The organism is Acidithiobacillus sp. IBUN Pt1247-S3, assembly GCF_041146875.1.
Taxonomy (GTDB): domain Bacteria; phylum Pseudomonadota; class Gammaproteobacteria; order Acidithiobacillales; family Acidithiobacillaceae; genus Igneacidithiobacillus.
The window spans coordinates 1-25,903 of sequence record NZ_JBFRXP010000001.1 but is presented as its reverse complement, the minus strand read 5'-3'; the positions used below and the strand labels follow the sequence as shown (position 1 = coordinate 25,903).

General features: G+C 58.1%; 24 protein-coding genes, 1 tRNA gene and 1 other RNA gene. 5 read left to right on the top strand and 21 right to left on the bottom strand.

Annotated features, from left to right (window positions below):
• Window position 1: 1 nt before the first annotated feature.
• The 17 genes from mutL to rpsU form a co-directional block, all read right to left on the bottom strand.
• The gene (gene mutL / locus AB4090_RS00130; RefSeq protein ID WP_369571822.1) at window positions 2-1,798 is read right to left on the bottom strand and encodes a DNA mismatch repair endonuclease MutL; all 1,797 of its coding nucleotides are present in this window, start codon (window positions 1,796-1,798) and stop codon (window positions 2-4) included.
• Between the two features lie 2 nt (window positions 1,799-1,800).
• Window positions 1,801-2,271 carry a tRNA (adenosine(37)-N6)-threonylcarbamoyltransferase complex ATPase subunit type 1 TsaE gene (tsaE, locus tag AB4090_RS00125; RefSeq protein WP_369571821.1) on the bottom strand — a complete coding sequence of 157 codons (471 nt, stop codon included), beginning with the start codon at window positions 2,269-2,271 and terminating at the stop codon, window positions 1,801-1,803.
• On the bottom strand, window positions 2,268-2,729 hold the full coding sequence (locus tag AB4090_RS00120) for a CBS domain-containing protein (protein WP_369571820.1): 462 nt from the start codon (window positions 2,727-2,729) through the stop codon (window positions 2,268-2,270). Before AB4090_RS00120 ends, tsaE begins: the two co-directional genes overlap by 4 nt.
• Window positions 2,726-4,075 carry an adenosylmethionine--8-amino-7-oxononanoate transaminase gene (gene bioA, locus AB4090_RS00115; protein WP_369571819.1) on the bottom strand — a complete coding sequence of 450 codons (1,350 nt, stop codon included), beginning with the start codon at window positions 4,073-4,075 and terminating at the stop codon, window positions 2,726-2,728. Before bioA ends, AB4090_RS00120 begins: the two co-directional genes overlap by 4 nt.
• The gene (locus tag AB4090_RS00110; protein ID WP_369571818.1) at window positions 4,072-4,911 is read right to left on the bottom strand and encodes an NAD(P)H-hydrate dehydratase; all 840 of its coding nucleotides are present in this window, start codon (window positions 4,909-4,911) and stop codon (window positions 4,072-4,074) included. The genes bioA and AB4090_RS00110 overlap by 4 nt, the downstream gene beginning before the upstream one ends.
• 5 nt (window positions 4,912-4,916) lie before the next feature.
• Window positions 4,917-6,137, bottom strand: coding sequence for an ammonium transporter (locus AB4090_RS00105; protein WP_369571817.1), 1,221 nt, complete (start codon window positions 6,135-6,137; stop codon window positions 4,917-4,919).
• A 47-nt stretch (window positions 6,138-6,184) separates the two neighbouring features.
• Complete coding sequence (gene recR / locus AB4090_RS00100) at window positions 6,185-6,787, bottom strand: recombination mediator RecR (protein WP_369571816.1); 603 nt, start codon at window positions 6,785-6,787, stop codon at window positions 6,185-6,187.
• Between the two features lie 3 nt (window positions 6,788-6,790).
• Window positions 6,791-7,117, bottom strand: a complete 327-nt coding sequence (locus tag AB4090_RS00095; RefSeq protein WP_369571815.1) for a YbaB/EbfC family nucleoid-associated protein — start codon at window positions 7,115-7,117, stop codon at window positions 6,791-6,793.
• 13 nt (window positions 7,118-7,130) lie between these two features.
• Window positions 7,131-8,747 carry a DNA polymerase III subunit gamma/tau gene (gene dnaX, locus AB4090_RS00090; protein WP_369571814.1) on the bottom strand — a complete coding sequence of 539 codons (1,617 nt, stop codon included), beginning with the start codon at window positions 8,745-8,747 and terminating at the stop codon, window positions 7,131-7,133.
• A gap of 23 nt (window positions 8,748-8,770) precedes the next feature.
• Window positions 8,771-8,867: signal recognition particle sRNA small type (gene ffs / locus AB4090_RS00085), an RNA gene on the bottom strand.
• A gap of 362 nt (window positions 8,868-9,229) precedes the next feature.
• Window positions 9,230-10,117: a phospholipase D-like domain-containing protein gene (locus tag AB4090_RS00080; protein ID WP_369571813.1), complete on the bottom strand. Its 888-nt coding sequence runs from the start codon at window positions 10,115-10,117 to the stop codon at window positions 9,230-9,232.
• Between the two features lie 431 nt (window positions 10,118-10,548).
• A tRNA-Ile gene (locus tag AB4090_RS00075) sits at window positions 10,549-10,625 on the bottom strand.
• Between the two features lie 39 nt (window positions 10,626-10,664).
• The gene (rpoD, locus tag AB4090_RS00070) at window positions 10,665-12,566 is read right to left on the bottom strand and encodes an RNA polymerase sigma factor RpoD (protein ID WP_369571812.1); all 1,902 of its coding nucleotides are present in this window, start codon (window positions 12,564-12,566) and stop codon (window positions 10,665-10,667) included.
• A 77-nt stretch (window positions 12,567-12,643) separates the two neighbouring features.
• Window positions 12,644-14,380, bottom strand: coding sequence for a DNA primase (gene dnaG / locus AB4090_RS00065; RefSeq protein ID WP_369571811.1), 1,737 nt, complete (start codon window positions 14,378-14,380; stop codon window positions 12,644-12,646).
• A gap of 3 nt (window positions 14,381-14,383) precedes the next feature.
• A complete protein-coding gene (locus tag AB4090_RS00060; protein WP_369571810.1) occupies window positions 14,384-16,723 on the bottom strand; it encodes a Smr/MutS family protein in 2,340 nt (779 codons plus the stop codon).
• Between the two features lie 2 nt (window positions 16,724-16,725).
• A complete protein-coding gene (locus AB4090_RS00055) occupies window positions 16,726-17,175 on the bottom strand; it encodes a GatB/YqeY domain-containing protein (protein WP_369572158.1) in 450 nt (149 codons plus the stop codon).
• The gene (gene rpsU / locus AB4090_RS00050; protein ID WP_215871904.1) at window positions 17,172-17,387 is read right to left on the bottom strand and encodes a 30S ribosomal protein S21; all 216 of its coding nucleotides are present in this window, start codon (window positions 17,385-17,387) and stop codon (window positions 17,172-17,174) included. The genes AB4090_RS00055 and rpsU overlap by 4 nt, the downstream gene beginning before the upstream one ends.
• Before the next feature lie 267 nt (window positions 17,388-17,654).
• Here rpsU and AB4090_RS00045 point away from each other — a divergent pair, with 267 nt between their 5' ends.
• The gene (locus tag AB4090_RS00045) at window positions 17,655-18,533 is read left to right on the top strand and encodes an RNA polymerase sigma factor RpoD/SigA (protein WP_369571809.1); all 879 of its coding nucleotides are present in this window, start codon (window positions 17,655-17,657) and stop codon (window positions 18,531-18,533) included.
• Here the strand turns inward: AB4090_RS00045 and rdgB are convergent.
• The 4 genes from rdgB to AB4090_RS00025 all read right to left on the bottom strand — a co-directional run bounded on the left by rdgB (window position 18,530) and on the right by AB4090_RS00025 (window position 21,910).
• Entirely contained in the window at window positions 18,530-19,141 is a 612-nt protein-coding gene (rdgB, locus tag AB4090_RS00040; protein WP_369571808.1) for an RdgB/HAM1 family non-canonical purine NTP pyrophosphatase, read from the bottom strand. The two genes, AB4090_RS00045 and rdgB, sit on opposite strands and share 4 nt — an antisense overlap.
• Window positions 19,120-19,854 carry a ribonuclease PH gene (gene rph, locus AB4090_RS00035; protein WP_369571807.1) on the bottom strand — a complete coding sequence of 245 codons (735 nt, stop codon included), beginning with the start codon at window positions 19,852-19,854 and terminating at the stop codon, window positions 19,120-19,122. The genes rdgB and rph overlap by 22 nt, the downstream gene beginning before the upstream one ends.
• Before the next feature lie 10 nt (window positions 19,855-19,864).
• The gene (locus AB4090_RS00030) at window positions 19,865-20,527 is read right to left on the bottom strand and encodes a YdiY family protein (RefSeq protein ID WP_369571806.1); all 663 of its coding nucleotides are present in this window, start codon (window positions 20,525-20,527) and stop codon (window positions 19,865-19,867) included.
• Between the two features lie 192 nt (window positions 20,528-20,719).
• Window positions 20,720-21,910: a carbohydrate porin gene (locus tag AB4090_RS00025; RefSeq protein ID WP_369571805.1), complete on the bottom strand. Its 1,191-nt coding sequence runs from the start codon at window positions 21,908-21,910 to the stop codon at window positions 20,720-20,722.
• A 519-nt stretch (window positions 21,911-22,429) separates the two neighbouring features.
• On the opposite strand from AB4090_RS00025, the gene AB4090_RS00020 reads away from it, so the two are divergent.
• The 4 genes from AB4090_RS00020 to AB4090_RS00005 all read left to right on the top strand — a co-directional run.
• Window positions 22,430-23,074 (top strand): Plug domain-containing protein, encoded by a 645-nt coding sequence (locus tag AB4090_RS00020; protein WP_369571804.1) that lies wholly within the window; start codon window positions 22,430-22,432, stop codon window positions 23,072-23,074.
• Window positions 22,984-24,735, top strand: coding sequence for a TonB-dependent receptor (locus AB4090_RS00015; RefSeq protein WP_369571803.1), 1,752 nt, complete (start codon window positions 22,984-22,986; stop codon window positions 24,733-24,735). Before AB4090_RS00020 ends, AB4090_RS00015 begins: the two co-directional genes overlap by 91 nt.
• Before the next feature lie 57 nt (window positions 24,736-24,792).
• Window positions 24,793-25,533, top strand: a complete 741-nt coding sequence (locus tag AB4090_RS00010; protein ID WP_369571802.1) for a tetratricopeptide repeat protein — start codon at window positions 24,793-24,795, stop codon at window positions 25,531-25,533.
• The coding region (locus tag AB4090_RS00005) for an alkaline phosphatase family protein (protein WP_369571801.1) at window positions 25,530-25,903 on the top strand (374 nt) is incomplete at its 3' end. The genes AB4090_RS00010 and AB4090_RS00005, both read left to right, overlap by 4 nt.

The window sequence follows — 25,903 nt, the reverse complement described above, 5'->3', positions numbered from 1 at the left end:
CCTAACGCCCACGCAGAAAGAGGCGATCGAGCTCCGCAAGATTCCATTGCACAATGGTGGGACGACCGTGATTGCATTGGGTATAGCGCGGCGTTGCCTCGAGCTGACGCAAAAGGGCATTCATTTCCGCGAGATTCAGGGCATGATGGTCCTTGATGGCGGCATGGCAGGCCATTTCTGCCAGACGTTCGTCCCCCTGCCCCACCTGCCAGGAAGGCTCTTCGGCAAGGCAATCGGCAACCAGATCAGCGATCGCGGACTGCGGAAAATTCGCAGCACAGGCATGCACACGCAGACTCGTCGGGCCACTACGCGACCAATCCAGACCCGCTTCATCCAACAATTCGCTGCGATCTTCCAGCCGATCTGCTTGTGCCGGGCTGAGATCAATGCTCAGCGGCAACAGCAGCGTCTGCTGCTGTCCGGCCTCGCGCTGCGCCTTGAAACGTTCGTACAGAATCCGCTCGTGGGCGGCATGCTGATCGATCAGCAGCATACCCTCTACATTTTCGGCAACGATAAAACGCTGATGGATCTGGCCGATCGCGCGGCCCAGTGGATAGCCCCCCCAGCTTTTGTCTGGCGAAGGTGATGGAAGGTTGGCGGGCGTTTCTCGTTGATAGCTGGGGGCAACCAGCTTTTCCCAATAGGCATCTGCCGCGCCCTCCCGCACCTGGGGTGCGGCAAAATCTGGTAGTCCGGCTTGATAACCAGAAAAACCGGTGGCAGACGCAATCGCACTTAGCTTGCCGGTATCCGCTGGCGTAAAAGATGGCGCCCGCGGGCGCGCCTGATCGGCGATGATTTCTGCAAGGCTGTGGCGGACAAAATCGTGCATCTGCCGCGCCTCCTGAAAGCGGACTTCCGTTTTCGCCGGATGCACGTTTACATCCACCAGATCACTGGGGAGCTCCAAAAAACACACGGCCACCGGTTGGCGATCCTGAAAGAGAACATCGACGTAGGCAGACCGCAGGGCGTGGCGCAGGCTGCTATCCTGCACCGCCCGACCATTGACGAAAAAGTATTGCTCATCGGCGCGCGGGCGATTGAAGCTTGGCAAGCCCAGCCAGCCCCAGATCCGCCACGTGCCATGCTCCTGGGAGAAGCGCAGGGCATTACGGAGAAATTCATCACCGAGAATTGCGGCCACTCGGGCGTCCTGATCCAGTTCGGTTCTGGCTGCGGGATAATGGGCCAGCAGACGTTTTCCCTGCTGCAAGCGCAAATCCACCGGAAAGGCACTGAGGGCAAGCTGACGCCAGAGCTTCTGGATGCGTCCTAGCTCCGTGCTCGCTGACTTGAGGAACTTGCGCCGCGCCGGGACGTTGTAGAACAGGTCTTCCACGCGCACCGTGGTGCCCGGCGCCCGCGCTGCCGGGGCATCTTCTTCGAGGATTCCTGCCGCCAAGCGCAGACGCCGGGCGGCACTTGCCCCCGCCACCCGGCTGGTAATTTCCAGACGTGCTACCGAGGCGATGGCGGGCAGGGCCTCACCGCGAAAGCCAAAGCTGTGGATCTGTTCCAGCTCGCGGTCATCGTAGAGTTTGCTGGTAGCGTGACGGGAAAGCGCCAAGGGCAGATCTTCTGCCTCAATACCCATGCCATCATCCTGAACTTCCAGCACTTCGATGCCGGCCCCTTCCAAGAGCACATCGATGCGTTGCGCGCCAGCATCAAGACTGTTCTCGACCAGTTCCTTGAGCACCGAGGCCGGACGTTCCACCACCTCGCCCGCGGCAATACGATCCGCAAGTTGCGGACTCATCACCTGCACCCGCCGTCGTGCCTCTGTCATCTTCACCGCTCCTCTAGCACGCTGGGGAGCGCCGTCAGCCAACCCTCGCCGCGCGCGCTTTCTGCCTGCGCCTGCAAGCTGTGGGCACTAGCTTCTGCAAGAGACATCTGCACCCGTAAATCGGGCGCGGGGAGATATCCCGAGCCACGCTCAGGCCACTCCACCAGCCATAAGGCGGATTTTTCCAGATAATCGCGCAGGCCGATGTATTCCAACTCTTCTGCCTCGAGCAAACGATAGAGGTCAAAATGCAGGATCAGGCCTGCCGGGGTGTCGTATTCCTCCACCAGGGTGTAGGTGGGGCTGCGCACCACGGCCGTATAGCCCAGGGCGTGGATCAGGGCGCGCGCCAGGGCCGTCTTGCCGGCACCAAGGTCACCCTGTAGGTACACAATTCCCGGAACCGGCGTTAGCAGCGCAAACTGACCTGCCCAGGCCTCAGTGGCGGCAAGGGTGGGCAAGTCCCAGATCATGACTGGGCCAACAGCCCTCGCAGAATATCGGAGCGACTGACCATACCGAGGAGCTTGCCGTCGGCATCCACCACCGGCAGGGCATGCAGATGATGCTCGAACATACGATCCGCCACCGCATCGACGCTCTCTTCCGGGCGGGCCAATTGCAAATGGCGCTTGGTGGCCAAGCCCTGTGCGTCTACCGCCGTCACCTTGCGCAGTTCCTCGGTGTATTCATGCATACCGGAGATGGGAATGACACTGTCGAGAATGGAAATCACGGTCGGTAGATGCACCTGGCGATGGGCATCGATGAGATCGCGTTCGGTGATGATACCCGTCACCCGGCTACTACCATCAACAACCGGCAGGCTGTGATGCCCCGCCGCCAGCATCTTCTTGCCCACTTCTTCCACGCCGTCGCTCTCTTGCACGGAGACCACGTTCGTTGTCATCAGCCCACTGATATTTTTCATACTGTACATTCCTCAGCCATGCTGTTTTGCAATACTTGCAGGATAAGTTCTATTTCTGCGGCTGTCACCGCGAGGGGGGGGACGAGGACGATGCTGTCTCCCAGGGGGCGCAGGTAAACGCCTGCCTCCCGCGCGCGCCGGCAGACGGCGTATTCGCGTCGCTCGCCATAGGGGTAGACGCTCCCCGTTTGGGGATTGCGCAGGGGGACGGCCGCCATGAGACCGAACTGTCTCGGCATTGCCGAGTAGGGCAGTGAGGCAAATCTGTCTAATCCCACACGCAACTGGGCAACACGTTCGCGCACGCGGACAAGGAGGTCGTTCTCGGCAAACAATGCCAGATTCTCCAGGGCCACGGCGCAGGCAAGAGGGTTCGCCGTGTAGGTATGGCCATAGTAAAACTGCCTGGCCTCGCCAAAGGGGGCGAGAAAGGCAGCGTAGATGTGTTCCTGCGCCAGAGTGGCAGCAAGGGGCAGGTAACCGCCACTAATCCCCTTGCCTAGCGCCAGCAGGTCCGGGCTGATACCTTCCTGCTCACAGTAGAACATCGTGCCACTGCGGCCAAAACCGCTGGCCACCTCATCGACAATCAGCAATACCTCATATCGACGACAGAGATCTGCGGCTCCCGCCAGGATTCCACGGGGATACGGCAAAATTCCCGCGGCCCCCTGCACGCCGCCCTCGAGAATCAGAGCGATGATCTCTTCGGATTTCTCCCGCAGGGTCTCTTCCAACGCCTGCAACCACTGTCCACAGGCCGCGCCGGCATCGCCCTGCAACTGCCCTTGCAGCAGCCAGGGGCTGGGCAGCCTGTGTACCGGAAAATGCAAGTGGCCATAGACGCCATGAAAAAGCGGAAAGCCTCCCAACGAACTGGCACCGACGGTATCGCCATGATAGGCATCATCCAGCGAGAGGAAGATACGTTTCTTCTTGTTGCCCAGATTCTGCCAGTATTGCGCGGCAATCTTCACCGCCACTTCCACCGCTTCGGCGCCATCTTCCGAAAAAAAGACCCGCTGCAAGCCGGGCGGCGCAATCTCCGTCAGCGCCTTCGCCAGCCGAATGGCGGGCGGGTGGCTGGCGCCCAGGACCGTGCTATGCGCGACCCGCTCCAGTTGCGTGCACAGGGCGGCGTCAAGACGCGGGTGCCGATGCCCATGCACGTTGCACCAGAGGCTGGCGATGGCATCCAGGGCCTTGCGTCCGCGGATGTCGTAGACATAGTTGCCGTCGCCGCGCTCAATGATCCAAGGGTCGTCATCCCCCCAACAGGACATCTGCGTGAAAGGATGCCAAAAATGCTGCCGGTCCCAGTCGCGAAGCCGTTCTTCTTCCGTCAATGCTGTCTCCAGTTTTGCAAAATTTTTGGGATTTGCGTAATGAGATCGCGGGCAAGGAGGCTCGCTTCGCCGAGCTCGGCGGCAGCCAGATCACCGGCCCGCGCGTGGATACAGACGCCTAGGCTCGCCGCCTCGATAGCCGTGAGACCCTGCGCCCAAAGGCCAGCGATGAGTCCAGTAAGAACATCACCACTACCGCCCGTCGCCATGCCGGGATTCCCCCAGGGGCAACGGCCAAGGAATTTACCGTCACCAACCAGTGTTCCCTCGCCTTTCAGTACCCAGACCCCGCCATAACGAGCGACGAGCTGAGCGATGCTCGCCACGCGATCAGCCTGGATGGCAGAGGTATCGCTATGCAAGAGACGCGCAGCCTCCCCCGGGTGCGGGGTGAAAATACGTTCGGCTTGCCCCAGCAAAATCCCCGGCCCAAAACGGGCGAGGATGTTGAGGGCGTCGGCATCCCAGATCTGGCGTTGCGGCAGCGTTGCCGCCTCACGTACCAGGTCATGGGCCGCCAGACCTTGCCCCAAGCCCGGGCCAAGGGCAAGAACGGCATGCCCAGACAAACGATTGGCAAAGCGCGGCGGCCAATCCATCCAAGTGGCCTCGGGCAGAAGGGCGGCAAGATAGGCGCGCGCATCGGGATGACCGATCCCCGTCACCAATCCGGCACCCGCACGGTACGCAGCCAGCGCTGCAAGACTCAGGGCACCACCCATCTCCGGCCCCCCGCCTAGCACATAGACGTGGCCAAAGCTACCCTTGTGCGCAGCCAGTGGCCGTTTCGGCAGCGTGGGAAGGGTATCCGGCAGCAGATCGTGGGGCGTGGGCATGGTCCTCAGGCCTTCTGAATGTCCTCCTCAGGATAGGCGCTGACATGGTGGATCGCCAAATCCGGGCCGAGATACTCGTCTTCTTCGTCCATACGAATCCCGACAAACTTGCGCAGCAGACCATAGACGATCAAGCTGCCGAGCATGGCGATGACCAGGCCAAGAGCCGTACCCAGGATCTGCGATAGGATACTGACGCCGCTGGCACCCCCCAGGGCGCGCAGCCCAAAGATACCAACGGCAATCCCGCCCCAGGCACCACAAACGCCATGCAAGGGCCAGACGCCCAGCACATCATCTAAGCGCAGGCGGTGCTGCACGAAGGTAAAGAGATACACGAAGATGGCCCCAGCAATGGCACCAATAGCGAGGGCACCGATGGGCTGCACAACGTCGGACCCGGCGCAAATCGCCACCAGCCCCGCCAGCGCACCGTTGTGCACGAAACCCGGATCTCCCTTGCCCAGGGCCAAGGCGGCAAGCATCCCACCCACCAGCGCCATCAACGAATTGAGCGCAACCAAGCCCTGCACCGCCTGCAACTGCTGTGCACTCATTACATTAAAGCCAAACCAGCCAATAATCAGAATCCAGGAACCCAGCGCCAGGAAGGGGATGTTGGAAGGTGGCATGGGATGAATACTGCCATCGCGTCCATAGCGTCCGCGCCGCGGCCCCAGCAACCACACCGCCATCAGCCCCATCCAGCCACCAACCGCATGCACCACTACCGATCCGGCAAAATCATGAAACGGGGCGCCAAACAGAGCAGTAAACCAGGCCTGGATGCCATAATTGCCATTCCAGACAATGCCCTCGTAAAAGGGATAGACCAATCCGACCAAAAAGGCCGTCGCCAGGAGTTGTGGCACAAAGCGGGCGCGTTCGGCGATGCCGCCGGAGATAATCGCCGGTACGGCGGCAGCAAAGGTGAGCAAAAAGAAGAAACGCACCATGGCAAAGCCTTGATCCGTGCCGGTAAGCTGCTGCACATTGCCAAAGAAACTGATCCCGTAAGCGATGTGATAACCAATAAAAAAATAAACGATGGTAGAAATGCCAAAATCGCTGATGATCTTTACCAGGGCATTCACCTGACTGCGACGGCGTACGGTACCGAGTTCCAGAAAGGCAAAGCCGCCATGCATGGCAAAGACCAGAATGGCCCCCATCAGCAAAAAAAAGACATTGTCCCCGGGCAAGGGGGCAGATGGTGTGGTAATCATGGTGTATTCTTCCTCGTCGTCGTTGCGCTGGTCTTATTGCTGATCTGCTACGGATCGAGGGCACCGCGTCCGTGCACGGCACGCCCCAGGGTACTGCGATCCAGATATTCCAGTTCCCCGCCCATGGGGATACCGCGGGCAATGCGGGTCACGCGAATGCGCTCTGGCACTAATGCAGCAACAAACTGCGCCGTTGCCTCCCCCTCCAGGGTGGAATTGGTGGCAAAAATTACCTCTTGCAGCCCATCTTCCTGTAGGCGTTTTTCCAGAAGATCGAGATGTAGGGCGTCCGGGCCGATACCATCCAGGGGCGAGAGATGCCCCATGAGCACGAAATACTCGCCGCTGTAAGCACCAGAGTCTTCAATGGCGAGCAGATCCGCGGGAGATTCGACAATGCAGAGCGTGCCGCGGTCGCGTCGCGCACTACTGCACAGGACACAAAGCTCGTCCTCGCAGAGATTATTGCAGCGCGTACAATGACGGATAGCACGATGCGCCTGCTCCAAGGCCTGCGCCAACTGCGGCATCAGCTCGCGTTTGCGCAGCAGGAGGTCGAGGGCAATCCGTTGCGCCGAGCGCGGACCGATGCCAGGCAGGCGCCGCAATAATGCGACGACCTTGTCCAGGGAAGGAGTGCTACCGGCCATAGATCAGAACGGCAGATTCAATCCTGGGATATTCATGCCACCGGTGACCGTGGACAAACGCTCGGAGCTGGTCTTCTCGGCATTGCGCAGAGCGTCGTTGACCGCCGCCGCCACCAAATCTTCCAGCATCTCCTTGTCGCCATCTTCCAATAGCGAGGCGTCGATGCGTACTCGGCGCACGTCATTTCGGCAGGTCATGGTCACCTCTACCAAGTTGCCACCGGCATGACCCTGGACTTCCACATGCGCCAATTCTTCCTGCACCTGCTGCAAACGCTCCTGCATCTGCTGCGCCTGCTTCATGATATTGCCCAAGCCACCCTTCATCATTACTGTTCCTCCACTAAGAATTACTGACCCTATCAAGAATCTCTACCCGCAGCAGGCGTGCCTGCAAGGTCTCCTGAAACTCCTGCAAGCGCGGGTCGGCCATGGCCTCCGCCTCGATCGCTGCCCGTCGCGCCTGCTCGCGTGCGGATGCCTCCTGCGCCAGTGTTCCGACCGCCGAGTCCGCCTCCAATACCGTCATCTGTACTTCGGTGGCACCCTGCCAATAGGCCTGCACGGCGGCACGCAAGGTAGCCTCGTCCTTCCGCATGAGGGACTCATAGGCCGGGTCAAGAGCGAGATGGAGCGCGTCCTGATCACAACGCAGCGCCCGACTATGACGCAAGAACTCTTGCAGTGAAGGGCTCAGGGATAGTTTGGAGAGCAGTTCTTCCCAGGCTTGCTGCGGGACTGTCGCAGGCCGCGACAGACGCTCGTTCGCCTGTTCCGGTATTGGTGGCGGTAGAACCAGATCAGCTTTGGCAGTCTGTCGTGGTCGCGGTGCATCCACTTCTCGCGTAACTACGGTCTTGCCCTCCCCCTTCGGCCCCTCGGGCAGCAGAAAGGCCAAAAGGCGCAGCAATGCCATCTCAATAGCCATACGTGGATTGGGATAGAGGGCAAAATCGCGCCGCGCCGAGAGCAGAAGGTGATACCAGGATTGCAACAGCATAGGGGACTCCCGGCGCAACAACCCCTCTATTTGCGGGGTCAGCGCTCGCTGCTGCTCGGGCAACCACTGTGCCAGACTCAGGCGGTGCAGTTCCTCGATCAAGGCATCAAGTAATGCCGCCGCATCCTGCCCTAGCGCCATCTGTTCACGCAGCAATGCAAAAACCTGAGCGCTGTCACGCTGCAAAAGCGCGACGAGAAAATTTGCCGCGACATCTTGCGGGCAGAGGCCAAGCATAACGGTTACCGTATCGGCATCCACGCGCCCCGCGCCCTGGGCAATGGCCTGGTCGGTCAGGCTCAGGGCATCGCGCAGACTACCGTCCGCTGCCTGCGCCAGAGCCTCCAACCCGGCATCGGCGGCCTCCACCTCTTCCGCCGCCAGAATCTGGCGCAGGCGTTGCACGATTAACGGTGCATCAAGCCGGCGCAGATGAAACTGGATGCAACGGGAGAGGATCGTCGCCGGTATCTTTTGCGGATCGGTAGTCGCCAAAAGGAATTTCACATGCTCCGGCGGCTCTTCCAGGGTCTTCAGCAGGGCGTTGAAGCTATGGGTGGAGAGCATGTGTACTTCGTCGATGAGATAGACTTTGTAGCGCCCACTACTGGCCGCGTATTGTACGTTGTCGAGCAGCTCGCGGGTCTCATCGACGCGGGTACGACTGGCGGCGTCCACTTCCAGCAGATCAACAAAGCTACCGGCGGCAATACTCTTGCAGGCACTACACTCACCACAGGGTTCGCTGCTAACGCCGCGCTCACAATTGAGGCACTTGGCCAGCAAGCGTGCGAGGGTAGTCTTGCCTACCCCGCGCGTGCCGGTAAAGAGAAAGGCGTGGTGCAAGCGCCCGGAATCCAGGGCATGGCGCAGCGATTTCACCACCGTGTCCTGGCCGACAAAATCGGCAAAGGACTGCGGTCGCCAGCGTCGCGCCAGGGCTTGGTAGACGCCAGCCATCAGTCGATCAATAGGGAGGCGACGCCAACCAGCCGCACCCCGGCACCTGGATCAGTAACTGCCGCTGCTCCCTTCCGGGCCTGACGGGGTTCATCACCTACCACTGCGAGGGGACCGATCTTTGTCGCCATAGAGAAAATGGCATTGCAGAAACTGACGGAGAGGGTGGGCCACTCCAAATTGAACAGCACGTACTTACTTAACATGACGTTACAAAGGTGCTTTTCGCGCTTTTCGTACCACACCCTTGTACCTCACCATCCATGAATCCGCAAAGCATAGCACCTCGCCAGAACCGATCCAAGCGCAGGTCTGGAACGTATCAAAGACGACGGGTAGGAGTGGAATCTTTGGAGGAAAAAATGAGAACCGACGCATGCACAAAGTGCAGAGGCGCTGATCATACGACCTCCAGACGCGGCGGATATTTCGTCTGGCCTTCGGCTGCCGGTTCCGTGGCAAGTGCGCCATTCCCGCTCCGTTTAACCAGCGGCCCGCACCCAGTCTCGATTAAATTGCCCTTGCAACGTCGAGATGTCCGTGCCGGCCAGTAGTAGCCCCATTTCCCGGTTGTCCTCAAGACTGGTCTCGGTGAAGTTCTCCGAACCAACGAAAGCCTCACGACTTCCCACAATCATCTTGGCGTGCATGTAGATGGGCTTCTTCGGCAGTAAGCGCACCTGGCAACCATGGGAGCGCAGGTAAGCCACATCCTGCTGGTCCGTGCTGTTTACGCTCGCCGGCAGAATGAACCGCAGGTCTCGGCCCTTGGCCGCCAAGGCGTCCAGAATGGGCTTGTACGGCCCCAATTCCTCGCTTTCCACGTCAATGGGGCCGGGCTGATTGATCACTTGCAGAAGTTGCGCGGCGGACGTGCCCGGAGAGAGAACCAATACCCGATGCGCCAACGCGGGTGCGCGACGGTTGGTCCAGTCGGCGTTAAAAACAGCGTGGACCGCCTGGACCACGGCAGGATTCGAGGTGACATACAGATACTCCCGATTGCGGTGAAAAGCCGACCAATCGAAATTGGCCGTGCCAATCTCACACTCGTGCCCGTTACAAACATACTTGGCATGGTAAAAAGCGTACTGATCGCCGTGGCTCGTGAAGCGATAGGGGGCCAAGCGTAGCGTAGCCCCCGTGGCCCGGATGGCTCGCTCTTCCTTGCGGACTTGCCAGGACTTCATGCCGTAGGGTTTGCCTTCCACGATGATCCGCACGTATATGCCCCGCGCACGAGCGGCGCGGAGGGCGTTCAGGATGGGCCGATCCGACAGGTAATAGACACCCACGTCGATTTCCCGTTTGGCTTGCCGGATGACGTGAATAATAGGCACCGGACCGGCATCAGGTTCGATATACAACATGCGGCGTCTTCCTTTGGCGATCCGACAAAGACAACTGTCCAAGCGGTTCCGCCATATTCAATTCAATCGTCGCAACGACCAAGGCGGCACGATACTGCTGCACAGGGCGCTTCGTATACGGAAACGGCACCTTTACCACATCCCAGGCTTTACAATTGCCCATACGCTCGCCTGTCCGCATCACCATCCCATTCCGAGAAGATCGCGAAAGGATTCTCATCCATCCCAGACCGCGCCTTCGTCGAAGATCACCCGACCGTCTTCGATATGATAGGCGATTTCATCGCGTTGCTGCCAGCAAAATCCAGCATCAGGGATTTTTAGGACACGCGGATGTTTGGCCCACCGATCGGGCGGGATTTCACTGCGCCAGTTGCTGTGCCAATGGCGTTTCTGGTCAGCTTTTTTGTATCGTAACTCACTATTTTATATGGTGGGCCCACCAGGACTCGAACCTGGGACCAAGGGATTATGAGTCCCCTGCTCTAACCGACTGAGCTATAGGCCCAAAGCTGGGCGCCTCCGTGCGGAGGAGCGCCCAAAATCATCAGGTAAGGATGGTGACTTCGCCGTCAACGAAACTCTTGAGACGATCGGAGCGCGAGGGATGACGCAGCTTACGCAGGGCCTTGGCCTCAATCTGCCGTATACGTTCACGGGTCACGTCGAATTGCTTACCCACTTCTTCCAAGGTGTGGTCGGTGTTCATGCCGATACCGAAGCGCATACGCAACACCTTTGCCTCACGCGCGGTCAGCCCGTTATCAAGAAGCTCTTCGACAACTTCGCGAATGGCCGCGTTGATTGCCGAGTCGGTAGGCGCCGCGACATTCCGATCTTCGATGAAATCCCCCAGATGCGAGTCTTCATCGTCACCAATGGGCGTCTCCATGGAGATGGGTTCCTTGGCGATCTTGAGCACCTTGCGAATCTTGTCTTCCGGCATTTCCATGCGCTCGGCAAGTTCCTCCGGGCTCGGCTCACGCCCCATCTCCTGCAGCATCTGACGACTGATCCGGTTCAGTTTATTGATCGTCTCGATCATGTGTACCGGGATGCGGATAGTACGCGCCTGATCGGCAATAGAGCGCGTAATGGCCTGGCGAATCCACCAGGTCGCATAGGTGGAGAACTTATAGCCGCGACGGTATTCAAACTTGTCCACCGCTTTCATCAAGCCAATGTTGCCTTCCTGGATCAGATCCAGGAATTGCAGACCACGATTGGTGTACTTTTTGGCGATGGAGATCACCAGACGCAGGTTGGCCTCGACCATCTCTTTTTTCGCTCGCCGCGCCTTGGCCTCGCCAATGGACATCAACCGGCTGGCTTCCTTGATCTCGGCAATCGGCAAACCGGCACGTTCCTCAATGTCGCCCATGCGCTGCATGACGGCGAGGATATCCTCACGCATTGCCTCGAACTTGTTCGCATAGGCTTTACCAGAAGCAATTTGCTCGTCCAACCAGCGCGGATCACTCTCGCGCCCAGGGAAACTGCGCACAAAGTCCTTGCGTGGATACGCCGCACGTTCTATGCACAGATGCATGATACGTCGTTCTGCTTGCCGCACCTCTTCGGTGAGCGCACGCAGAGCATCGGCCATATGATCGATCTGGCGGACATTGAGCTTGATTTCCAGAAAGCGGCCAGCAAGCACCTGGCGTTGCTCCTGGTACGACGCGCTGCGCCCCTCACCGCGCGCGCGCAGCGCCATCAATACTTCATAATCGGCGCGAATCGCGGCAAACCGTTCCAAGGCTTCTTCCATCTGCGGGCCTTTGTCGGCTGCAGACAATGCTCCCCCCTCGCCGTCTTCCTCTTCGTCCCCATCATCCGTCGCTTCGTCACCCGCCTCCAGACTCATTTCTTCGTCTTCGGCTTCCGCGCTTTCTTCGATGGCATTGGGGTCGATGAAGGAATCAACAATTTCGTCGAGGCGCAACTCACCGCGCTCCACCCGTTCCGCCGCTTCCAAAAGCAGGGAGATCGTGGTTGGGCAAGTAGATACCGCACGCAGCACTTGCAAAAGACCGTCTTCAATACGGCGCGCGATCTCGATTTCCCCTTCGCGAGTGAGGAGCTCTACACTGCCCATTTCGCGCATGTACATGCGCACTGGGTCGCTGGTACGGCCAATGTCCGCTTCAACAACGGCGAGGGCTTCTTCCGCCGCTTCTTCTACTTCTTGCGACGCAATGACCGCCCCTCCCTCGTTATCACCGAGGAGAAGACCGTCGTCTTCCGGGGCCTCTTCGTAGACCTCAATCCCCATGTCGTTGATCATGGAGATGACGTTTTCCATTTGTTCAGGATCAAAGATCTCTTCAGGCAAGAGGTCATTGATCTCGCGATAGGTCAGGTATCCCTGCTCTTTACCCCGTGCAATCAGGGCCTTGAGCTCAGAACGCTGGGATTCTGCATCCAAAGAAGTTTCGTTGTCTGTCATAGGGGATCCAACGGCACGCATAGCCGCCCATTATATAAAAAAACTAACGCTTGTGAAAAGATGCCAGACATTTTTTTCTAGCTCCTCGCGGCCTTTGCGCCGCGCTTACGTTGTAAGTTCCGCAGCAGCTCCGTTCGCTCTTCCGCGCTCAGAGCACCGACTCCCGCACGGTCGCCCAGCTTGCCTAATGACAGGCTACGCAAGCGCCGTAATTCTGCATTGGCACGTTCTACGGCTATGTCGATCTGCAGTTCCTGCGTCACATCCTCCACGCTATCACTTGCCATCACCAATGCCAGATAGCGATCGCCATCCGGCTCTGCTGCCAGCGCCAAACATAGGGCCTGACTGCTTAGATGGGTAATCTTGGCAGAAATTTCAAGGGCACGCCGCAGCGCGTCCAACTCCGCGCGCTCGCCGGCGAAACGCTGCAATAGCTCTTGGTCGAGAGCTGCCCAGGCAGGGTCAGCAGGGAAACGCAAAAAGAGGGCGAGATGACGGGCCAGTTCTCCGCGCCAACTTACCGTTTTTCGCATGATTGCGGGAACGTTACTTGTCGGCGAAACAGAGCTTGGGTGCGATTGCAGTTGCAAACGTTGTTGATAGACCGCGCGCAGATCTGGATCTGCCAGCTTGTCGAGAAACTCACGCGCCAGGCGCCGGTATTGTGCCAACTCGTCCGCCCGCTGCAGATCGTACTCCGTAGCAAGGAAATCCAGATAGACATCAACCGCCGGTTGCGCGCTGGCCAGCAAATTTGTAAAGACCTCAGCACTTTGATTACGCACCAGGGAATCCGGGTCTTCTCCATCTGGCAGGAAGAGTACGCGCAGCAACCGGCCTGGACGCAGATGTGCCGGACTCAGCGCTACCACTCGCTGTGCCGCGCCACGACCGGCACGATCACCATCGAAACAGAGGATTACCTCTTGGCTCGCACGAAAGAGGGTTTCCAGTTGGGTTTCGCCAAGCGCAGTGCCACTCGCGGCCACCACATTATCAACTCCCGCCTGATGCAAGGTAATGACATCCAGATAGCCTTCCACCAATACGACCTTCTCCGCGCGCCGAATACCCGCACGCGCGCGATCCAGACCGAACAATACCTGTGCCTTGTGGTATAGGGGGGTTTCGGGAGAATTAAGATATTTGGGCTCACGACCATCAATACTACGCCCCGCCAAACCGCTCAGACGACCGCGCCCATCGCGAATGGCAAAGATGATCCGGCCACGAAAACGCTCATAGAAACGGCCGTCGGCGCTCTTGCCAAGAACTCCAGCGTCCACCAGCAACTCCCGATCGTGCGCGGTTTTTCCCAATTGCGCGAGAATGCGCTGTCCTTCCGGCGCGTAGCCAAGGTCGAAGTGCTCGATGCTTTGGGCAGTTACACCGCGCGACTGCCAGTACTGCTGCGCTTGCGCAGAGTCGGAAAGTGCCTGACGATACACTTCGAGACTTCGCTCCAACATTTCTCGCAGAGCGGGAAAACGCTGGTCGGGAACTGCTGCATCCTGATCCTTGGGTAGCTCCACGCCGGCCTGATCGGCAAGCATCTCCAGGGCTTCCACAAAGCCGAGACGCTCATAGGCGATAAGAAAATCCAGGGCATTACCATGTACGTGACAACCAAAGCAGTAGTAAATCTGCTTGTCGGCACTCACCGAAAACGACGCGGTCTTCTCGTGATGGAAGGGACAGCAGGCCCAATAGTCCTTCCCCTTTTTCTTGAGGGTGACGCGCGCGTCAATCAAACGTACCAGATCAGTACGCTCCAAAACGCTGTCGATGACTTGTCGGGAATAGCGGGCCATGTTTCAGCGTAGTTCCAATTCGGAAACGCCGCCACCCCCTTGCTCGGGGCGCGCCATTCGCCAGGAGGCCACCCGCGGGTCCTGCTCGGCAAATTCGCGCACCAGTTCCGCCAGTACGCCATTACCCTTGCCATGCAACACCTCAATTTGATTGCGTCCAGCCGCCACTGCCGCGTCCAGATGGCGAAGCAATGCCGCTTCGGCAACGTCTCGTCGTTGCCCGCGCAGGTCTAGCTGCCAGGGATGCTCCTCCGGCGCCACATACTGACTACGGCCCTCTTCCCTGGGCAAGGCAAGCCCGGCATCGGCTTGAAATTGACCCAGCGGAATCCATAGCTGCTTGCCGCGCAGATCGACCTGCAGACGTTGGCCGGCCACGTCGACACGCCGTACCTCTACTGGCTGCCGCAGAGGCAGGAAGAGCCCGCGGCTTCCGGGCGTGGGCAGCTCCGGTTCTGCGGCAGACGTAGCACCCAGGTGCTGATCGAGACGATCGAGGGTCTCGGTTGCCGCTTGCGTATTCCGCCCTTGCTTGAGTCCGGCAATCGCTGTACGCACTTGGACACGCGCGTCAGCAAGCATCTTCTGCCATTCCTTGCGCGCCTCCTCTTCCGCGCGCAAGCGCAGTGCGGCAGCTTTATCCAACTCTTTTTGTACTTGAACGCGCAGGCGAATCTGCTCTTCGGCGGCGGCCTGGGCGCTTGCCGCTTGTTCTTCCGCATTTCGCAATAGCGAATCCCGACGATCTTCCCAGCTCTCCCAATTTTCCTGCTCGCCCGCATGAATGGCGTGAGCCAGGGCAAGCACTTTGTCGGGCAACCCGATCTTGCGCGCTATCACCAACCCTTGACTCGCGCCAGCGCGGCCAAGCTGGAGCTGGTAAGTCGGTTGCAAGCGCTCCAGGTCAAAGCCCATTCCCCCCAGGAGCACGCCGTCTTCGCGCAGGGCGTAGCGCTTGAGCACCGCCATGTGACTGGTGAGAATGGTTACCACCCCGCACTCACGCAAATCCGCAGCCACCGCCTGCGCCAGAGCGGCACCCTCGCGTGGGTCAGTGCCATTTCCCAACTCGTCGAGAAGCACCAGCGTGTCGTTGCGCACCTGCGCAAGGATGTCACGCACCTGCCGCATTTGCCCCGAAAAACTGGAGAGATCAGCCTGCAGGTCTTGCGCATCCCCAATCACCGCGTAGATCGATGGAAAATAACCCAACTCCCCTTCCGCCGGGATCGGTAATCCCAGATAGGCCGCCAGATGTAACAGGCCCACGGCCTTGAGCAAGGCACTTTTGCCGCCGGTATTGGGTCCGGTGATCAATAACTGTTTCGCTTCCTCACCCAGCGCGAGATCGTTACCAACGATGTCGTCAAAGTGCCGCAGTACCAGGAGCGGGTGGCGCAAAGCGCGCAGGTTAAACGAGGCCGATTCGCGTACTGCCGGGATACTACCGCCCCAAACGGCGGCGAGTTCCAGGCCAGCGCGGATCGCTTCGAGCCGGCCCATGCGTTCGAGGGTAAGCAGCAGCCGCTCGGTCTCGCTACCCAGAAGGGTGGTGAGGCCGCGCAGAATGCGTTCTTCTTCCTGACGCTGCGCCGCTTCCAGCTCAACCAGGAGGTTGTTTTGTTCCACCACGCCGAGAGGCTCAATGAACAAAGTCTCACCGCTGGCAGAGCGATCGTGCACAATGCCGCGCAGGCGCCCCTTGAAGTTGGCCTTCACCGGCAAAAGAAAGCGCCCACGGCGCTGCACGACATGAGGATCCTGCCAAATTTCCCGCCGCTCGCGTTCGCGCAATAACCCTTGTAACTGCTGCTGCACCTGCGCGCGCTGTACCCGCAGCTGCTGGCGCAGTCGCGCAAGCTCCGGGCTAGCCTGATCAAGCAATACGCCGTCGAGATCCAAGCTATCCCGGAGTCGGCCGAGGAGGATGGGATTGGGCGTGAGGATTTCCGCGTCGCCGAAGAGGAAGTCGTCTATCGGTTGCAGAAAGCGGGCATATCCTGCCGCCATCTCCAGAACCCGCCGCACCCGTAGTAGCTCTATCCCGCTCAGGAGGGCGCCGGGCCGACTCGCGAGAGTGAGAATCTCAACAATATCCGGGAGTTCTGTGCTGGGCAGCCCGGGGCCATCGGCGAGACGCCGTTGCAAAGCGGCGCTGCGCGCTAGGCGCTGCTTAATCTCGACGACCGGGATCCAGGGATCTAGGGAGAGGACATGGCGTTTGGCATAGACATGCACGCAGCGATCTAGCCAATATTGGCACAGGAGAGGTAATTCGAGGGCAGTTTGCGCTGCCAGTCGCAGCGCATCAGGGGCCTCGTGCGCGGCGATCCCTGCATCCATGCTTAGGTGTTCAGGCGTGTTTTGACCTTTTCGGAAAGCACCGCCATGTCGACGCGACCCTGCACTTGCGGGCGCAATAGGCCCAGCACCTTGCCCATATCGCGCGGGCCTTGCGCTGCACTGTCCGAAATGGCGCTGCCGATGAGCGCGTCAATTTCGGCCTCACTGAGGGCGGCAGGGAGGTAGGGTTGGAGAAAAACAATCTCGGCGTCTTCCTTGTCTGCCAGCTCAGGCCGACCGCCATCACGGAATTGCCTTGCCGACTCCTTGCGCTGTTTGATCAGTTTTTCGACCACCGCCAGAACGTCCGTATCCGACTGTTCCCGACGCTCGTCCACTTCTCTTTGCTTAATGGCGGCGAGTAACATACGAATGGTACCGAGGCGCTCGGTTTCCCGAGCACGCATCGCCGCCTTCATATCTTCTTGGATCTGCTCGCGCAGGGACATCAGTACATCCGCACCAAACGCATCTGCTGCCGGCGCATCCGCTTGAGAGACCGCTTCCGCGCTGCCGCAGCCTTGCGCTTGCGCTCTTCCGTTGGCTTTTCATAAAACTCGCGACGACGGACTTCCGTCAGCACACCGGCTTTCTCGCAGGAGCGCTTGAATCGGCGCAGGGCAACTTCGAAGGGTTCATTTTCTTTGACGCGAATGGTTGGCATGAAAAGCGTTTCCTCTCCAAAAAAGGTCTGGTCTTGAGGCGCAAGAGGATACTCGTTACCAGATGACGAGTCAAAATTTTATACCTGCAAACAGGAGATTTTCCCAAATTGCAACGGTCGCCGTTACACCTGCAACAGCTTCTTGACATAATATCGCCAGAGGTTCCTAATACAGTTGGAAAGAAACTTTGTTGAATTAGGATATTAGAGGGCAATGTTGAACTCGGTTCTGAAAACCGGTAATCGCCACCTATTACGGAGTTAGGTATGCCAAAAACACATAGTTCGAAGAAAGCCGCATCGAACCCGGGCACTGAGATACCTGATTTGCCCCAAGCTCCAGCGCCAGATATCCCTGTAGAAGCTATTGCGGAATCCGGCCCTTTCCTCAGTGCCAAACAAGAAGCGAATCTGATCCAACGACTGCGTCAAGGCGATGAAAGTGCACGGGCGTCTCTGGTCTCGGCACACATGCCGCTGGTCCGATCCATCGCTCGCGCATACCGAAATAAAGGACTGAGCCAGGAGGATTTGATCCAAGAAGGCTACATGGGCCTGATGCGGGCGGCCGAGCGCTTCCGCGAAGGTCTTGGTACACGCTTTTCGAGTTACGCCACCTGGTGGATTCGGGAAGCCATGCAACGCGCATTGATTCGTTCGCGTTTTATTCGTTTGCCCGATTATCTTGCGAAGTCTCTGCATGCCCATACGCAGCGAGAGGACGAGAGCGCCTTAAGCAACAACGACGAGATTCGACAGAAGCGCGTCGAAGCGCTCGGCGTTCGTGAAAGCACTGTACGCGCTCTCGAATTTGCCGACATCCGTGTTTCATCACTCGACGAAGAAATCCAAGAGGGCTTTAGCCGGATTGATCAAATCATGGGGGTAATGGCTTCGCCATGCCAGGAATATGACCGCGAATCCTGTGCCCGAGCCCTGCGTGGGTTCCTGTCGGAGCTCAATGCCAAACAGCGAGAAGTGATGATCTACCGCTTTGGCCTGCACGGTGACAGCCCCATGACCCTTGAGGCGGTCGCCGAACGGCTGGGTGTCAGCCGCGAAGCGGTACGCCAGTTGCAAGTTCGCGCCCTGGGGAAGCTTCGCCAACTGCTCGTCGATGGAGGCTGGGAAGACAAAACGCCCTAGGCCGCATCTTGCTGTATCTCTGATAGTAGCTTCCGTAGCGCTTGCGCCCGATGGCTGCAGTCCTGTTTTTCTTTCAATGACAATTCCGCGGCGCTGCGTTCGCCCATGGCATAGGGAAGAAAGACTGGATCATATCCAAATCCACCAGCCCCTTTCGCTTCTTCGGCAATTTTTCCTTGCCAAACGCCGCGTGCAAAGCGTGGATCGGGATCCTCCGGGCCGCGCAGAAGCACCATCACACAAACAAAATATGCTTCTCGTTGCGCCCCAGTCAGGTGGCGCATACGTTGCAACAGTAGCTCATTGTTTTCCTGATCGAGTGCATCATCTCCGGCGTACCGGGCAGAGTACACCCCTGGCGCTCCGCCCAACGAGGGAACAGATAGCCCGGAATCCTCCGCCAGCACCCATTGCTGACAGCGTTCTGCGGCGTGTCTCGCCTTGAGTAGGGCATTTTCCAGGAAGGAAAAAGCCGTCTCTTCTGGGCTAGCAATATTCAAGGCGTCAAGACTGAGCAGCGTCCAACCAAGCTCGGCAAAGACAGGTTCCAACTCCCGCCGCTTGCCCGCATTACGTGATGCCAGCATTAGCTCGCGGGCTGCGACCAAGCGGGAAGTTCCTGTTGTTGGAAGGCAATGAGTTCATTGATTCCCTTGCGCCCGAGAACGAGCATGTCCGCCATTTGCGTGGCAGAAAAAGGGTCTCCCTCGGCTGTACCCTGTAGTTCGACAAAGTGCCCGGTATCGGTCATGACCAGATTCATGTCGACCTCGGCAGTGCTGTCCTCGGCATAATCGAGATCCAAAACGGCGTCTCCCCCCACGATGCCCACTGATACTGCAGCCACCCAATGACGCCAGGGGTTAGTCGTAAGTGCTTCGCGCCGGAGAAGCCCATCGATGGCATCAGCTAAGGCAATGCAGGCGCCGGTGATGCTTGCGGTACGGGTGCCACCATCGGCCTGTAGCACATCACAGTCCAGCCAAATGGTGCGTTCACCTAAAGCCTTCAGATCAATGGCGGCGCGCAGACTGCGGCCAATCAATCGCTGAATTTCATGGGTACGCCCGCCGATCTTGCCCTTCGCTGCCTCGCGCGGGATACGGGTCTGCGTCGCGCGCGGAAGCATACTGTATTCCGCAGTGATCCAACACTGCCCTGAACCGCGCAAGAACGGTGCAGTTTTCTCTTCCACACTTGCCGTACAGAGCACGCGAGTGTCGCCAAAGCTGATAAGAACCGAGCCCTCCGCATGTTTCGTGTAGCTCCGCTCTACACGCAGAATGCGGAGCTCATCCGCTGCGCGGCCAGACTGTCGCATACCTTCCCCCTTAAAAATGATAAACGAGATTTACCGCAGTCAGCGTATTGACTTGCTTATATCCCACTGGTACCCGGCTATTGTATGTCGCCAGAAAAGAAAACCGCATCCCCAGAGAACCAAGCAGGGGCGTATCCAGTGCCAACAGTGATTGGTAGTTGTTGGCACCACTTTCTACTAGGACTGCATCCACATCCTCGGTTAATCGCGCCCCCTTACTGATCTGCCAACGATATTTGGCAGAAAGCAGAGCTGTGGGATTGATGGCTGCGGCATACCCAATTCGGTGCGATTCCTGGGCACCCACGCCGGCCTCCAGTGCTAAGCGCATATTGTCGGATGGATACAGATAATGACCCACACCGGCAGACTCGTTTACACGGTAAAAATAACCATCGAAATGGTTGCGCACATAGTCCAGCAAACCGAAGGCATAGGTATTTTTTTCAAACAAATACTTTGTGCTGTTACCCAGCGCTAGACGATCCGCAGAAACCACGCCACTATTTTGCGCGTAGTTGTACGCCAAGGTCGAATCGTTAGACCACGGCCCACGCAGCCAATGCAGGGCACCTTCGGTGTTGAGACTTAGGGCCTGACTGGTGCCAGTGCTATTACTGAACCCCAAACCGAGATTCCCGCTAAACCCCTGCGGCTGAGACGCCGCTGCCATGCACAGAGCCGGGGCACACAAGGCCGAGACGAACAGCGTTGATAGCGTAATCTTCCTCAACATTTTTTCCCTCAAGGCGAAACGAGGAATGACCCTAGCATGATTGGAGAAAGATGCCAAAAAGGGTCCGGAACCATGGGGAAATGAGGGATAGCGCTTCCAAGGGTACGCAAATAGACAGCTAACGAACGCTCAGCCTTTTAGGGAATAGTCCCACCCCAAACGGACAATGGCGACCAGCGCGTTGGCCAGCCGGCTGCCAGGGACGTTGGCACCGGGGTTAATGATGTACTGCAGGTCCGGGGAGATATAGAGACCGTGGGAGAGGGGCTGGCGCCAGTTGATTTCCAGGCTGGTCTCCGCCCCCTGTTGCCGCTGCCAGGCCCGTGCCATGCCCAAACTCAGGGTGGCTTTGGGCACGGCGGGCAGAAAGTGCCGCAAACGCAGACCCGCGCCCAGATAGGCATTGATGGGGGAAACCGCCGCCACGTTGGGGGCAGCGCTCCCCTGGAGGAAGGCCCCCCACTGCATCCCCGAGCTTCGCCAACGATATTCGCCAGTGCCATAGAATCCACCTTGGCTGGGCGCAGGGCCAATACCAATATTCTGCGTAAGATATGAGCCGCTTACCTGACTATAGTATCCCCCAGCCTTGAGCATCATCTGCCCTGGTCCGAGCTTCAGACTCTGGTCGATCTCCCCGTACCAAATCGACCCATCCGCACCCCAGGGGCGACGGTAGGGGTGGACGCCATCGGCGCCAAACACGCCCGTCTGGATGGTGGTTCCACCCCATTGTCCAGCGGCCATGACGCCCAGACTGGAATAGGGATAGGTGGGGGTATAGGGAATATTGGCGGTGATGGTGGGATAGATACCAAAGGAGGCGTTGAAAAGGTCCCCCGCCACCCCCGTGACATTGAAATAATCATTGCGATTGATCAGGCCGATGCGCAAGGTATTCGGCCCCAAGTTTTGGCGATAATACGCCTTGTACAGGCGGGCGATATGGACATAGGGAGTGGTCAGGTTGGATACCCCTTGCAGGTCTCCCACATAGAGGCTGTTGGGTGCACCACTATTGGCGACCAAACCTTCCACCAAAAACAATCCACCAGACCACCAGCCGGCCCTGCCGGTGTGCAGACCCAGCCCCCCTTTCCACAAACCCGCAGCGGTGGTGCCCTGAGCCAACCCACCGCGCAAATTAGAAACGCTCTCAATGTCCAAGTGGTTGACCAGGGAAAGACCATTTTCCCAAGGTTGATGGGTCGTTTCGGGGATACTTTGGACCTTGCTGGAAGCCAGCACCGGCAGGCTACACAGCGCCGAAGCCAGGGCGGCGGCGGAAAGGATAGCGATACGCTGAGTCGATACAGGCATTGGGAGGCTCAGATCAATGGCAGATGAGGTTACCAGGGATCCGGTGACCGGCGCGTTTCCAGGCCCAAGGGCTGGGTGCTGAGGGCATGGCCACCATGTCGCAGCTGGCGGCTATGCCCGAAATACTCCGACAGACGAGTTCCCAGAAACTGAAGCCATTTCTTTGCAAAGCATTGTGTTGGTCCACAGCGGCTCTCTCTTATATTGCAACCATGTTGCATTTTATGGTGCAAGCTTTCCCTCAGGCTGTCAATGGTCCCAACCTGTTTCTCCAAGTTCATAACGCAAAAAAGAAAAATGGCGTACTCATTTTGGCATTATTTGGGTGCTTCGCATTAGGGTATTTCAAGGGATAGTCTCAATACCACTCTGGTTTTCCACCATAACAGCCGGCGGTATTCACGTGGAAAAACCGCAAAATATCATAATTTTGTCATCCAATGTTCATCAAGCTGTAACATTACTTTGTTACTCTCTCCCAACAATTTGGTAAAACCGCTACATGTTGAGGAGTACACGATGAATAAGCTGAACCCCTTGTTGGCTGCGCTGCTGTTGGCCCTCGCGCAAAGCAGCTTCGCCTATGCCCAGAGTGAACCGAGCGCGACAGATGCGATCCCCGCAGCAAGCAGCACAGGTAAACAGCCCGTCACCATTGGCGAGGTGGAAAAGACCGCACCCCCCGAGCGCGGCACCGGCTCTCTGACCAAGGAACTGGTCAAACACGCCAGCCCCAATGAGAACTTCCAGTCCATTTTGCGCAACATTCCGGGCTTTACCGTCATCAGCACTGGGCCGGGCAACCTTACCAGCTCCGACAGCACTTTTTCCTATCAGGGCTTTAACAGTGATCAGATGGGCGTAGAGTTTGATGGCGTGCCCCTGATCAATACCTTCCGCGGCGGCATTACCGGACAGGGCGATGATCATGCCCTGACGCCCATCGGGATGGGCCAGTTTTCGGGCGTCAAAGTCTATAGTGGCGCCAACACGCCCTCGGAAACCGGTATCAACGCCCTCGGCGGACCCTGGACTACACACCTACCCAGCCCAGCGAGAACTTCAGCGTCCAGGTGGCGGGCGGTGGCGGGGTCTATACCGGCGGTACCGGTGACAGTGGTTTTGGTGCCTTCACCATCAATTCTGGCGTTTTGCCTGATGTGAGCACCAGGATGGTGGCTTCCTACAATTATCAGCCGTATCAGAGCTATCTGAACTACGTCCATTCCATCAATAACAACTACTACTTTGCGGCGATACAGCCCTACGATCACGGGATGTCTCAGCTTTCTCTGTACATGATCTACAACCACGAGTTGGCCCAGTTTCCCGAGCGCGCACCCGTAGCCCTGATCAATAAATACGGGCGGGATTTCCAGTGGAATCCCAATGTCTACGCCAACTGGAACAACACCAGTTCCTTTACCACGGTGTTGGGTTGGAAATCCATCATCAACCAGTATCTCTTGGCCAAAGCCAAATTCTTCATCACCCACAACACCAATGATCGCACGGCCTACAGCAATGCGGCCTACAAAGGGATCTATGACGGCTATTTGCTGCCGACCTCTACCAAATCCTATGCCAACCCTTCAAAAACGGGGCGGCCAAGCAACACTTATGATCCCACTGCGCTCTTTGGTAACAGCTATAACGGGACCCAGTATCAGCGCTACATCGACAATTTTGGCAATGTCGGTTTCAATCCCATGCTGGATTTCCTGCTGCCGAATAATGTCGTGACCCTGGGTGGTGAATATATCGCCAGCGTTGACCACTCTGCCGAGTATTGGTACGGCAGCTACAATGTGCCCATGACTGATGGTTACAACGATGCCTGGGATGAGCATGACCAACGCCAAATTGCTGATGTCTATCTGCAAGACCGCCTGAGCCTCCTCAACCGGCATCTGACCATCACTCCCGGCGTGAAGTACTATATGGTGCACACCACCTGCAATGATATCGAAGGATATTATTACAATTATGGTGGCTCCGTGGGGAATAGCTTCTACTTTTGGGAGCCGTCCTTCGGGGTCAGCTATCTGATCAACAAAGATCTGGATGCCTATTTCCACTATGGACGGGTGTACAAGGTACCAAATATCAGTGCGTATTATGCCGTGATTGGTAACAGTGCGGTACCAGGTCAAATCCTTATCAAGCCGGAATATGTGGATAGTTTTGATACGGGTGTCCGTTACAACACTGGCCCATTGCACACCTCATTATCCTATTTCCTGCGCATGTTTCACAAAAAGTTTGGCTACTACTACGATGGTTTAACGGGCAAGACTTATCAGTACAACGTCGGTAGCGCCCTATATCAAGGCTTCACCGCCTCGGCGGATTTGCAGCTACCGGATCGTTTCAATGCCTTTGCCAACTACACCCTCACCGCTGCTCATTTCACCTCCAACTTTGACGCTGGCAAGGGGATCGCGGTGACGGCCGGGGAGAGCGTTGCGCGGGTACCCACCTACAATCTGAACTTTGGGCTGGGATACCATCAGGCGGGCTTCAGTGCCAGAGTTACGGACCATGTGGTAGGCGCGCAGTACATCAACACGAACAAAGGCGTGAACTCGCACCTCAGCTTACACCCCTACAACGTTACCGACCTGAATCTGGGCTACACCTGGCGTCCCATGGACATGGGTTTGAAGAAGGTCTATTTCAATTTGTACGTGGACAACCTCTTCAACGCCCAGTACTACAGTTCCGCCGATCTGTACCTGGGTAGCGCCGATCAAGGCGGCCATTTCGTGGAAGCTCAAGTCGGCGCCCCTACCTTCGTCGGTGCCGATGTGAAAGCCACCTTCTGATCTTGTATCCTCTTAGGGGCGGGCCTTTGGACCTGCCCCGGTACCCAGGAGCCGAAAATGCCTAAGCTTTTTGCAGGACTGGTCCTTTTTGTTGCCTTAACCGGTGTTGCCCAAGCGGCGCCAGTGATTGCCATGAGCAACACCGCCAACCCGGGCGCCGTTGCTGATGCCTATCTAACCCACGCCAAGGCGATTCGCCAGGCCGATGCCCCCATCGTCGCCCTGCTCAACCACAATGCCTACGCCCAGGCGCTGCCTCTGCTGAAAAAGGCGGCCGCAGACCCTGAAGACTTTTGGGCCGCCGATACCCTGGGGCACCTGTACCAGGCCGGCCTGGGGGTTAGGTCCAACCCGCAACTGGCCTTTCACTGGTATCAGCAGGCTGCCGAGGCGGGGGACCGCTTTGCCCAGCGCCAGCTTGCCAATGCCTACCTCAATGGCTGGGGCACCCCACGCAGCCCGGCAAAGGCAGCCTTCTGGTTTCGCCAGGGGCTGATGGTACCCCAGGTAGCCAATGCCGATTTTTGGCTGGGCAAGACCTATGCCGAGGGCAAACTCATGCCCCGCAATCTGCAAAAAGCGGCCTGGTACCAAGGCCGCAGCCGCCTGTTATTGCAGCAGCTCTACGCGGAAAAAGTGGGTGCCGCTGCCTATGATCTCGGTATTGCCGCACTGCATGGCTACGGGGTGCCCAAGGACATCGTCCAGGCAGAGCAGTATTTCCGTAGCGCCTTGGCCTGGCATTATCCGCCGGCAGCGGGCGCCCTCCAGCATCTGCAACAGGAGAAGCCTTCATGAGACGTCGTGAGTTTTTGCAAAGTATTGGGGCGGGCGCCAGTTTGACCGCCTTTTTGGGCAGTTCCGTCGCCCGTGCCGCCATGTTGCCCGCCAACTCCCGCTCGGGCAGCATTGAAGACGTCGAGCATATTGTGGTCTTCATGCAGGAAAACCGGTCTTTTGACCATTACTTTGGCCACCTCAGTGGGGTGCGCGGCTACAACGACCGCTTCCCCCTGCGCCTGCCCAATGGCAAGCCGCTGTGGTTTCAGGGGCGCATGGAAGACCCCAGCCGCCCCATCCTGCCCTTTCACCTCAACACCCAAAAGACCTCCGCCCAATTCATCCAGGACTTAGACCACAGCTGGCAATCCCAACATGGGGCGATTGC